Raw genomic sequence first — 11,765 nt, 5'->3', positions numbered from 1 at the left:
CACATGCCATGCCTGGCTGCCGGGAATAAACGTTCGCGAAAAGCAGCTCCCTCAGCACCGGCAAAAAGCGGTCTGAAAGCGAGCCATGAGCGCAGCCTCGTCAGGCTAACTTGCTGATTTTTCAGCCCCTGACGAAAATTTGTAACAGGGGATGGACGTCTCCGTGCTTTAAAAGGTTCCCACCTAAGGCAGCATTTGGCCACCCTTAATGTGCTCAACGGTTCGGTTATTACATTGACTTGGGCTATAATCGCGGCCCTTTTTTGAATCACCGCCAGGCGATTTCCCATGACCAACCAGGCCGCCGAAGTCGCGAAACGCCGCACTTTCGCCATTATTTCCCACCCCGATGCCGGTAAGACGACGATCACCGAAAAGCTCCTGTTGATGGGCAAGGCGATTGCGATTGCGGGCACGGTGAAATCCCGTAAATCCGACCGCCATGCGACATCCGACTGGATGGAGATGGAGAAGCAACGGGGTATTTCCATTACCACGTCGGTCATGCAGTTCCCGTATCGCGACCACATGGTCAACCTGCTCGACACCCCGGGCCACGAAGACTTCTCCGAAGATACCTATCGCACCCTGACGGCGGTGGACTCGGCATTGATGGTCCTCGACGGCGGTAAAGGTGTCGAGCCGCGTACGATTGCGCTGATGGACGTCTGCCGTCTGCGTGACACGCCGATCGTCAGCTTCATCAACAAACTCGACCGTGACATCCGCGACCCGATCGAACTGCTCGACGAGATCGAAGCTGTCCTGAAGATCAAGGCTGCGCCGATCACCTGGCCGATCGGTTGCTACCGCGACTTCAAAGGCGTGTATCACCTGGCCGACGACTACATCATTGTCTACACCGCCGGCCACGGTCACGAACGCACCGAAACCAGAATCATCGAAAAGCTCGACTCCGACGAAGCGCGCGCGCATCTGGGCGACGAGTACGATCGCTTCGTCGATCAGCTGGAACTGGTACAGGGCGCCTGCCACGAATTCAACCAGCAGGAGTTCCTCGACGGTCAACTGACCCCGGTGTTCTTCGGTACCGCGCTGGGCAATTTCGGTGTTGATCACGTGCTTGACGCCGTCGTCGATTGGGCACCGCGTCCGCTGGCCCGTGTCGCCAACGAGCGCACCGTGGAGCCGGTTGAAGAGAAGTTCTCGGGCTTCATCTTCAAGATCCAGGCGAACATGGACCCCAAACACCGCGACCGCATCGCCTTCATGCGCATTTGCTCCGGCAAGTACGAGAAAGGCATGAAGATGCGCCACGTGCGCACCGGCAAGGACGTGCGCATCGGCGACGCCCTGACGTTCTTCTCCTCCGAGCGTGAGCAACTGGAAGAAGCGTTTGCCGGCGATATCATCGGTCTGCACAACCATGGCACCATCCAGATCGGCGACACCTTCAGCGAAGGCGAAGCCCTGAGCTTCACCGGCATCCCGCACTTCGCCCCGGAACTGTTCCGCCGCGTGCGTCTGCGCGATCCGCTGAAATCCAAGCAACTGCGCCAGGGCCTGCAACAACTGGCCGAAGAAGGCGCCACTCAGGTGTTCTTCCCGGAGCGCAGCAACGACATCATCCTCGGCGCCGTGGGTGTGCTGCAGTTCGATGTGGTCGCCAGCCGCCTGAAAGAGGAATACAAGGTTGAGTGCTCATACGAGCCAATCACCGTGTACTCCGCGCGCTGGATCGAATGCAGCGACAAGAAGAAGCTCGAGGAATTCTCCAACAAGGCAGTGGAAAACCTTGCAGTCGACGGCGGCGGTCACCTGACCTACCTCGCCCCGACCCGGGTCAACCTGGCCCTGATGGAAGAGCGCTGGCCGGACGTGAAATTCCGTGCGACGCGTGAGCATCACTAAGCGTCAGGCCGCAGCACCCAAAACCCCGTCGCGAAAGCTGCGGGGTTTTTTATTGCCACTTCCAACCCTGTAGGAGCTGCGGCACGCTGCGATCTTTCGCTCTTGTTTTTAGAACAGAATCAAAAGATCGCAGCCTTCGGCAGCTCATACATGGGCTAGCAGCATTGGTTATGGTTGTTATTCGAAACCTGTCTGTCGGTTGAGGGCATTTCTGCGGGTTCAGTCGCGTCCTATCTGGTGAACCCGGCTGATCGGAACTAGATTTCATTCAGCGCCGGATCGGCATTGTGTTTCACCTGCACAGGATGGAATCGATCATGAAAAACAGGTTGCTGCGTGTTTTATTGCTGTTGAAAGTGATGGTCATGCTGTCTCTCGGGACTGCGACGGCCTGGGCCGAGTGCGAGGATCATGATTCCCAGGCCTTTAACGGGCAGGTGGGGCATAGCGGGCTGATGCTCGCCAAATCCGAGTCCGAGCCGGGTGATCAGGGGCAGGGTGGAACTGCTGATGACGATGACTCGATGACAGACGAGCCGGACTCTGATGATCCGGATGAAGGCGACAGCCAGACGTAGATTGCAGGCAAAGAAAAACCCCGTCTGCCTCGACTGATGAGTCGTCGAGGTAGATGGGGTTTGCTTGTTACGCCATCGCTGAATTCAACATCATCCCCTGTGGGAGCGGGCTTGCCCGCGATTGCGGTGTATCAGTCGACAAATCAGGTGACTGGCACGACGTCATCGCGGGCAGGCCCGTTCCCCGAGGTTTTTGCCTTTTCCCCGGATCTGCTTACGCCGCACCGTCGAGGAACTGCTCGGCGTAGTGGCAAGCCACCTGCCGATTGTCGAGCAAGCGCAATGCCGGCTCTTCCGTGCTGCAGCGCTCGGTTGCGTACGGGCAGCGCTTGTGGAAAGCGCAGCCTGGTGGCGGGTTCAGCGGGTTGGGCAGTTCGCCGACGATCTTGATTTTCGGCTTGTTCGGGTCCGGGTGAATGGTCGGGGTCGCCGACAGCAGCGCTTGGGTGTACGGGTGAAGAGGGCGTTCGTAGATGTCGTTCTTCGGGCCCATTTCCACCGGGCGACCGAGGTACATCACCATCACGTCATCGGCCACGTGTTGCACCACCGCAAGGTTGTGCGAGATGAACACGTAAGCGGTGTTGAACTCCTGCTGCAGGTCCATGAACAGGTTCAACACCTGCGCCTGAATCGACACGTCCAGCGCCGAGGTCGGTTCGTCCGCCACCAGCACTTTCGGTTGCAGCATCATCGCCCGAGCCAACGCAATACGCTGGCGCTGCCCCCCGGAGAACATGTGCGGATAACGCTGGTAGTGCTCGGGACGCAAGCCGACCTGCTTCATCATCGCCTGGACTTTCTCGCGACGTTCGGCGGCGGACAGGTTGGTGTTGATCAACAGCGGTTCGGCCAGTTGATCACCGACTTTCTGCCGTGGGTTCAACGAGGCGTACGGGCTCTGGAACACCATCTGCACGTCTTTGCGCAGTTGCTTGCGCTGGGCCTTGTCGGCGCCGGCAACTTCCTGGCCGGCGATTTTCAACGAGCCGGACGACGGCTCCTCAATCAGGGTCAGGGCGCGCGCCAAAGTGGATTTGCCGCAACCCGACTCGCCTACAACCGCGAGAGTCTTGCCGGCTTCCAGTTCGAATGACACGCCGTTAAGCGCGCGCACGGTCGCGTGGCCCTTGAACAGGCCTCGGGACACTTCGTAGTGACGGGTCAGGTCGCGGGCGGTAAGTACGACGGCCATTACGCCACCTCCTGGTTCAGCGGGTAGAAGCAGCGGGCGAGGCTGTGGCTTTTCGGATCAAGGGTCGGACGCTGCGCGCGGCAGCTTTCCTGCACGTACGGGCAGCGCGGCGACAACAGGCACCCTTGCGGACGGTCGTAACGGCCGGGAACGATGCCCGGCAGTGTCGCCAGACGGTCAGCACCCTGGCTGTGTTCCGGAATCGCCTTGAGCAGCGCTTCGCTGTACGGGTGCGCCGGAATGTCGAACAGCTGTGGTACCTGACCGACTTCAACAGCCTGGCCGGCGTACATCACGCACACACGTTGGGCGGTTTCAGCGACGACGGCGAGGTCGTGAGTGATCAGCACCAGACCCATGTTCTGCTCTTTCTGCAACGCCAGCAGCAGATCCATGATCTGCGCCTGAATCGTCACGTCGAGTGCAGTGGTCGGCTCATCCGCGATCAGCAGTTTCGGCTCGCCGGCAATTGCCATGGCGATTGCCACGCGCTGGCTCATACCGCCGGATAGTTGATGCGGGTAGGCGTCCATGCGGCTGGCCGCGCCCGGGATTTCAACTTTTTCCAGCAGTTCGATGGCGCGTTTGCGTGCTTGCTTGCTGGACATTTTCAGGTGCAGGCGCAGCACTTCTTCGATCTGGAAACCGACGGTGTAGCTCGGGTTGAGCGCAGTCATCGGGTCCTGAAAGACCATCGCCAGGTCCTTACCGACGATCTGCCGACGTTGACGGTTGCTCAGCTTGAGCATGTTCTTGCCATCGAAATTCAGCGCATCGGCGGTGACGATCCCCGGGTGCTCGATCAGGCCCATCAGCGCCATCATGGTCACGGATTTGCCCGAACCGGACTCGCCCACGATGGCCAGCACTTCGCCCTTGTCGACGCTGATGTCGAGGCCATCGACCACCGGCACAGCGTTCTTGTCGCCGAAACGAACGTTGAGATTCTTGATTTCCAACAGTGACATTTGAATCTCCTCAGGCGGCATTCTTGAGTTTCGGGTCCAGCGCATCGCGCAGACCGTCGCCCATCAGGTTGATTGCCAGCACGCTGAGCAAAATGGTCAAACCAGGCAGGCTCACCACCCACCAGGCGCGTTCGATGTAATCGCGGGCCGAGGCCAGCATGGTGCCCCACTCAGGGGTTGGCGGTTGTACGCCAAGACCGAGGAAGCCCAGGGCCGCGGCATCGAGAATCGCCGAAGAGAAACTCAAGGTTGCCTGAACGATCAGCGGTGCCATGCAGTTGGGCAGCACGGTGATGAACATCAGGCGTGGCAGACCGGCACCGGCCAGGCGCGCGGCGGTCACGTAGTCGCGGTTCAGTTCGCCCATCACCGCTGCGCGGGTCAGACGCACATACGACGGCAGGGACACCACAGCGATGGCGATCACGGTGTTGATCAGGCCGGGGCCGAGGATGGCGACAATCGCCACAGCCAGCAGCAAGGACGGCAGGGCCAGCATGATGTCCATCAGACGCATGATGGTCGGGCCAATCATCTTCGGGAAGAAACCGGCGAACAGCCCGAGCAGAATCCCCGGGATCAGCGACATCACGACCGACGACAAGCCGATCAGCAGCGACAGGCGCGAACCCTGGATCAGACGCGACAGCAGGTCACGGCCCAGTTCATCGGTGCCGAGCAAAAATTGCATCTGCCCGCCTTCAAGCCACGCCGGTGGCGTCAGCAGGAAGTCACGGTATTGCTCGCTCGGGTTATGGGGCGCCACCCAAGGGGCGAACAGCGCGCAGAAAATCACCAGCAACATGAACATCAGGCCGGCAACGGCACCTTTGTTCTTGGAAAACGCTTGCCAGAATTCTTTGTACGGGGACGGATACAGCAGGCTTTGATCGACTGCTACCGCTTGATTTTGAGTTGAAGCTGGAGTGGTCATGGTCATGATCTCAGCGCTGATGACGGATGCGTGGGTTGGCAAAGCCGTAGAGGATGTCCACCACGAAGTTGACCAGAATCACCAGGCAGGCGATTAACAGGATGCCGTTTTGCACGACCGGATAGTCCCGGGCGCCGATGGCTTCGATCAGCCATTTGCCGATGCCGGGCCAGGAGAAAATGGTTTCGGTCAGGACCGCACCGGCCAGCAAAGTACCGACCTGCAGACCAACAACCGTCAGCACCGGGATCAGCGCGTTACGCAGACCGTGGACGAACACTACGCGCGATGGCGACAGGCCTTTGGCCTTGGCGGTACGGATGTAGTCTTCGCGCAGCACTTCGAGCATCGACGAACGGGTCATCCGCGCGATAACGGCCAGCGGAATGGTACCGAGCACGATGGCCGGCAGGATCAGGTGATGCAGGGCATCGAGGAATGCGCCCATGTCATCGGCCAGCAGCGTATCGATCAGCATGAAACCGGTACGTGGCTCGATGTCGTAGAGCAGGTCGATCCGCCCGGATACCGGCGTCCAGCCCAGGCTCACCGAGAAGAACATGATCAGGATCAGGCCCCACCAGAAGATCGGCATCGAATAACCCGCGAGGGAGATGCCCATCACCCCATGGTCGAATAATGATCCTCGCTTGAGTGCCGCGATCACCCCGGCCAGAAGGCCCAGAATGCCGGCGAACAGCAGGGCGGCCATGGACAGTTCCAGGGTCGCCGGGAAGAGAGAGGTGAACTCGGTCCATACGCTCTCACGAGTGCGCAGGGATTCGCCGAGATCGCCTTGGGCCAGTTTGCCGATGTAGTCCAGATACTGGGCATACAACGGTTTGTTCAGACCTAGGCGTTCCATTGCCTGAGCGTGCATTTCGGGGTCGACCCGACGTTCGCCCATCATCACTTCCACGGGGTCGCCAGGAATCATGCGAATCAACGCGAAAGTCAGCAGGGTGATGCCGAAAAACGTGGGGATCAACAACCCCAGTCGGCGGGCAATAAAACTAAACATCTTGTGTGGTACCTCATCAGCCGGTTAGGCGTGCCCGGCTTCCCTGGGATCAGGGAGGCCGGGAGTTTCTTATCTACTTCACCTGGGTGGTGGCGAAGTTATTAGTTGTCAGGGGGCTGATGTGATAGCCCTCTACGTTGTTGCGCATTGCAGTAAACATCCGCGTGTGGGCCATGCTGATCCACGGTTGATCCTGATTAAACAGCACTTGTGCCTGTTCGTAGAGCTTCGCGCGTTCGGCCGGATCTACTTTAGCCCGTGCTTCGTCGATCAGTGCCTGGAATTTCTCGTTGCACCAGCGCGCGTAGTTTTCGCCGTTCTTGGCGGCTTCGCAACTGAGCATAGGCGTCAGGAAGTTATCCGGGTCGCCGTTGTCGCCCGCCCATCCGGCCGAGACCATGTCGTGCTCGCCGGCCTTGGCGCGTTTAAGCATTTCGCCCCATTCCATGACGCGGATGTCGACCTTGATCCCGACTTTCGCCAGGTCAGCCTGCATCATCTGCGCGCCGAGCATCGGGTTCGGGTTGGTCGGGCCGCCGCCGTTGCGGGTAAACAGGGTAAACACCGTGCCTTCCGGAACCCCGGCTTCCTTGAGCAGGGCGCGCGCCTTGTCGAGGTCACGTGGCGGGTTTTTCAGCTCGGTGTTGTAGCCGAGCAGGGTGTCCGGGTACGGGTTGACCGCGACGGTCGCGTTGCCCTTGCCGAACAGCGCATTGACGTAAGCGGCTTTGTCGAAGGCGATGTCGATCGCCTTACGCACGCGCACGTCGCTCATGTATTTGTGCTGGGTGTTCATGGCGATGTACGAAACGGTCATCGCGTTCAGTTCATCAACCTTCAGGTTGCTGTCTTTCTTGATGCTCGGGATGTCATCAGGTTTGGGATACAGCGCGATCTGGCACTCGTTGGCCTTGAGCTTTTGTAGGCGCACGTTGTTGTCGGTGGCGATTGCCAGGATCAACGCGTCGGCCGGCGGCTTGCCACGGAAGTATTCCGGGTTGGCCTTGAAGCGAACCTGCGCATCCTTGGCATAGCGCTGGAAGATGAACGGGCCGGTGCCGACAGGCTTGTTGTTGAGGTCGCCGGGCTTGTTGGCCTTGAGCAACTGATCGGCGTACTCGGCGGAGTAGATCGCGGTGAACGGCATGGCAACGTCGGCCAGGAAAGGTGCTTCGCGGCGGGTCAGGGTGAACTTGACGGTGTAGTCGTCGACCTTTTCCACGTTCTTGAGCAGTTCCTTGAAGCCCATGCTTTCAAAGTACGGGAAGCCCACGCTCGACAGTTTGTGCCAAGGGTGATTCGGGTCCAGCTGACGCTGGAAGCTCCAAAGCACATCGTCGGCATTCATGTCACGGGTCGGCTTGAAGTATTCGGTGGTGTGAAACTTGACGCCTTTGCGCAGGTGGAACGTGTACGTCAGACCGTCATCGCTGATTTCCCAGGAGTCGGCCAGTGCCGGTACCAATTCGGTGGTGCCAGGCTTGAAGTCGACCAGACGGTTGAAGATCGTTTCGGCCACCGCATCGGCAGTGACTGCAGTTGTGTACTGGACCATGTCGAAGCCTTCCGGACTGGCTTCGGTGCAGACCACCAAGGGTTTGGCCGAGACGCCGATGGCGGCGCTCAACAACGCGGCAGCGACGGCCGCACGTAGGGGAAGCATTTTCATCGATAACCCTCTGCAATCGGTTGAAGACAAAAAACCGAACGGCCGACTCATCATGAGTCAGCCGTCGGTTGGCGTTTTTACAGGATGTTGAATGGAATGGTGGTTACCAGACGGAACTCGTTGATGCTGCCGTCGGACTGGAACTCGCTCGCACGGTGCGCGGTGTAAGTGCCGCGAATGGTGGTGGCTTTCAGCGGACCGCTTTGTACCGCATAGGTCGCGCCGATGCCGTATTCATAGTGGTGCTCGCCATCCTGTTCCTGGATGCCGTCGTAGCCTTTTTTGGCCACGCCTTTATTGCCGTCGTAATGAGTACCGTCGATACCCCAGCCGCGAGCCTGATAGATGTTGAACTTCAGGCCTGGCACGCCGTATTCGGCCATGTTGATGGCGTAGGAAACCTGGAAGGACTTCTCGTTCGGGCCGTTGAAGTCCGACAGCAGGGAGTTGGCCAGGTAGATGCCGTTGGTTTCGTGCAGGTAGTCGAAGTACTCGTTACCGTTCACTTGCTGGTACGAGAACGTCAGGTTGTGCGCCTGGTGGGTCAGGCCGAACGACAGCGAGTAGGTGTCGTTGTCGATGTCGCCCAGAAGCTTTTTGCCTTCGTCGACGGTTTTGTAGTAGTTCAGGCCGGTGGTCAGGGCGAGGACATTGCTGTCACCCAGTTCATGGGTGGCGCCGAAGTAGTACTGGTTCCACAGGTCTTCAACCTGAGTGCCCCACAGGCTGGTTTTCAGGCTGGCCAGTGGCTGGTAGCTGATACCGGCGGTGTTGACCTTGTCGGATTCAACACGGCCGTTGGCGTATTCCGCGCGGAATTTTTGCAGGCTTTGTTCAGAACGCGGCGATACGCGATCGAACGTGGCCAGATCGAAGGACAGGTTGTTCAGTTCTTCACTGTGCAGGGCAACACCTTCGAAGCTCGAAGGCAGCGCACGGTTGCCTATCACGTCGACTTGCGGGCTGCTGAAACCCATGCGTCCGGCGGTCAGCGTGGTGTTGGAAACGCGCGCCTTAATGTTGGCCAGGCCCACTTTGCTCCACTGATCGACGGCCTCACCGTTGTTCTTGTGAGTCAGGGTACGGTTGTTACCGGAGCCGTCGCCGGTCTTTGGTGCGCCACCATTGCCCGATGCCAGATTTTTGCGGTCACGCTCCAGCGCTACAGCGTTGTACGCTGCCACTTCGGTGCTGATACCGACGGTGCCCTCGGTGAAGCCAGAGTTGTACTTGACGATGGTGCCCTGAACCCAGTTGATCCGGCGGTCGGTTTCGGCCAGCGAACCATTCTTTTTATAGGCGAATTTGCCGCCACGTTTCAGTTGCTCGTTGGCGTACCAGTTACGGGTCGAACCCGTGATCGACTGACCTTCAACGAAGCCGGTCGCTTCAGCCTGGGCGCTCTTGGTGTTGACGGTCACCGGGGTGAACGCCTGGCTTTGCGTTTCAGCATAAGCCGTGGCTGTGATGCTGCTTATGGCCAGGGCCAGTATCGCGGTGCTGCTCAGTTTCATGGGTGAAGCTCCTTTACTTTCTTTTTATGCCGGCTTATTTGGGTTGGCCGGTTATTGGTTTAGAACTCGTTCACACATCGCAAACGTTTGCAAAAGGCCAAATTGGCGAATTTAGGCAAAGCGCTTGCGTGAGGGGGGTAGACAGTCCCCCTCAGCGTTGCGGCTAATCGGTTGGGTTAATCGATACTGACACCCGAGAACACGTTGCGGCCGAAAGGGCTCACCTTGAACCCTTCAACCCGTGTGCTTAACGGCTGGTTGACCGTCGAGTGGGCGACAGGCGTGATCGGCACTTGCTGTTTAAGCAACTGCTGAGCCTGTTTATAGAGCACGGTGCGCTGGTCGCGATCGGTGACGACCTTGGCTTCCTTGATCAGCTTGTCGTAAGCCGGATCGCACCACATGGAGTAGTTGTTGCCGCCAATGGCGTCGCAGCTGTACAGCGTGCCGAGCCAGTTATCCGGGTCACCGTTGTCGCCGGTCCAGCCGATCAGGCTGATGTCATGCTCACCATTCTTGGTGCGCTTGATGTACTCGCCCCATTCATAGCTGACGATTTTCACTTTCAGACCGATCTTGGCCCAGTCGGCCTGAAGCATTTCGGCCATCAGCTTGGCGTTCGGGTTGTACGGACGTTGAACCGGCATTGCCCACAGGGTGATCTCGGTGCCTTCCTTCACGCCGGCAGCCTTGAGCAGTTCTTTGGCTTTTTCCGGGTTGAAGGCGGCGTCCTTGATGGTGTCGTCGTAGGACCATTGTGTCGGTGGCATGGCGTTGACGGCCAGTTGGCCGGCGCCTTGATAAACAGCGTTGAGAATCCCTTGTTTATTCACCGCCATGTCCAGCGCCTGACGCACTTCGAGCTGGTCGAACGGTTTGTGGCGCACGTTATAGGCGATGTAGCCGAGGTTGAAACCTGGCTTGGAGATCAGTTGCAGCTTCGGGTCGGCCTTCAGTGCTTCAACATCGGCCGGGCGCGGATGCAGGGTGATCTGGCATTCGCCGGCCTTGAGTTTCTGCACGCGCACCGAGGCGTCGGTGTTGATCGCGAAGATCAGGTTTTTCAGTTTTACCCGGCTCGGGTCCCAGTACTGCGGGTTGCCGGTGTAGCGGATGTTCGAGTCTTTCTGATAGCTCTTGAACACGAACGGCCCGGTGCCGATCGGCTTCTGGTTGATGTCGCTCGGCTTGCCTTCGGCCATCAGCTTGTCGGCGTATTCGGCGGACAGGATGGCGGCGAAACTCATGGCGATGTTCTGGATGAACGCGGCGTCGACGCTGTTGAGCGTGAACTCCACGGTCAGCGGCCCGGTCTTCTCGACCTTGGCAATGTTCTTGTTCAGGCTCATCCCGTTGAAATACGGGAACTCGGTGGGATAAGCCTTACGGAATGGCTGTTGCGCATCAAGCATGCGATTAAACGTAAACAGCACGTCGTCGGCGTTGAAATCGCGGGTTGGCTTGAAGTAAGGCGTTGTATGAAATTTCACGCCTTCACGCAGGTGAAAGGTGTACTTGAGGCCGTCCTCGGAAATATCCCACTGGGTGGCCAGGCCCGGTACGACATTCGTCGCGCCTTTTTCGAACTCTACCAAGCGGTTGTACAGCGGCTCTGCAGCGTCGTTATCGGTGGCCGTCGTGTATTGCGCAGTATCAAAACCCGCCGGGCTGCCTTCGGAGCAAAACACCAGACTATCGCTGGCGGCGTGGCTGGCGGACGTGGCGGCCAACAGGCCGGCGCCCAGCAGTGCGGAAAAAACCAAGGTATGGCGCATGACGCTCCCTCTTTATTAGTGTTGTTTCGATGCGCCGCGGTCCCGTCCAGGGACGTTGTGGCTGCATCAAGCTCAAACCAGTACGAAAAGCAAAACCGTTAGCCCACACAGGCACTGGTCAGAACCCGACGGTAGGGACCGTGGATCTGGCAGTAAATGCGTTGAGTCCTAAAGACTCGTAGGAAATGGCAACACATTCTGTATCTCCCTGGTAAAGCAGGGTGGAAACAGATGTAGGC

General features: G+C 58.8%; 9 protein-coding genes. 2 read left to right on the top strand and 7 right to left on the bottom strand.

The genetic code is table 11. From position 1 onward, the window contains the following. Positions 1–288: 288 nt before the first annotated feature. Positions 289–1,872 carry a peptide chain release factor 3 gene (locus tag JJD74_RS03075; protein ID WP_042557621.1) on the top strand — a complete coding sequence of 528 codons (1,584 nt, stop codon included), beginning with the start codon at positions 289–291 and terminating at the stop codon, positions 1,870–1,872. Positions 1,873–2,189: 317 nt separating this feature from the next. Continuing rightward, positions 2,190–2,450, top strand: coding sequence for a hypothetical protein (locus JJD74_RS03070; RefSeq protein WP_042557622.1), 261 nt, complete (start codon positions 2,190–2,192; stop codon positions 2,448–2,450). 214 nt (positions 2,451–2,664) lie between these two features. On the opposite strand, the gene JJD74_RS03065 is transcribed toward JJD74_RS03070, so the two are convergent. From JJD74_RS03065 to JJD74_RS03035, 7 genes are all read right to left on the bottom strand, one after another. Beyond that, positions 2,665–3,645 (bottom strand): peptide ABC transporter ATP-binding protein, encoded by a 981-nt coding sequence (locus tag JJD74_RS03065; RefSeq protein WP_042557623.1) that lies wholly within the window; start codon positions 3,643–3,645, stop codon positions 2,665–2,667. Then, complete coding sequence (locus JJD74_RS03060) at positions 3,645–4,613, bottom strand: ABC transporter ATP-binding protein (RefSeq protein ID WP_042557624.1); 969 nt, start codon at positions 4,611–4,613, stop codon at positions 3,645–3,647. Before JJD74_RS03060 ends, JJD74_RS03065 begins: the two co-directional genes overlap by 1 nt. 10 nt (positions 4,614–4,623) lie before the next feature. Next, entirely contained in the window at positions 4,624–5,553 is a 930-nt protein-coding gene (locus JJD74_RS03055) for an ABC transporter permease subunit (RefSeq protein ID WP_390896398.1), read from the bottom strand. 4 nt (positions 5,554–5,557) lie between these two features. Next, positions 5,558–6,568 carry an ABC transporter permease subunit gene (locus JJD74_RS03050; protein WP_042557626.1) on the bottom strand — a complete coding sequence of 337 codons (1,011 nt, stop codon included), beginning with the start codon at positions 6,566–6,568 and terminating at the stop codon, positions 5,558–5,560. Between the two features lie 73 nt (positions 6,569–6,641). Further along, a complete protein-coding gene (locus JJD74_RS03045) occupies positions 6,642–8,237 on the bottom strand; it encodes an ABC transporter substrate-binding protein (protein WP_200611210.1) in 1,596 nt (531 codons plus the stop codon). Between the two features lie 77 nt (positions 8,238–8,314). Continuing rightward, complete coding sequence (locus tag JJD74_RS03040; RefSeq protein ID WP_200611208.1) at positions 8,315–9,751, bottom strand: OprD family porin; 1,437 nt, start codon at positions 9,749–9,751, stop codon at positions 8,315–8,317. 176 nt (positions 9,752–9,927) lie between these two features. Beyond that, positions 9,928–11,526, bottom strand: a complete 1,599-nt coding sequence (locus JJD74_RS03035; protein ID WP_150595068.1) for an ABC transporter substrate-binding protein — start codon at positions 11,524–11,526, stop codon at positions 9,928–9,930. Between the last annotated feature and the right edge of the window lie 239 nt (positions 11,527–11,765).

This window comes from Pseudomonas sp. MF6776, assembly GCF_016613125.1.
GTDB lineage: Bacteria > Pseudomonadota > Gammaproteobacteria > Pseudomonadales > Pseudomonadaceae > Aquipseudomonas > Aquipseudomonas iridis.
Note: the sequence above shows the minus strand (reverse complement) of the source record. Positions and strands in the feature narration are given on the sequence as shown.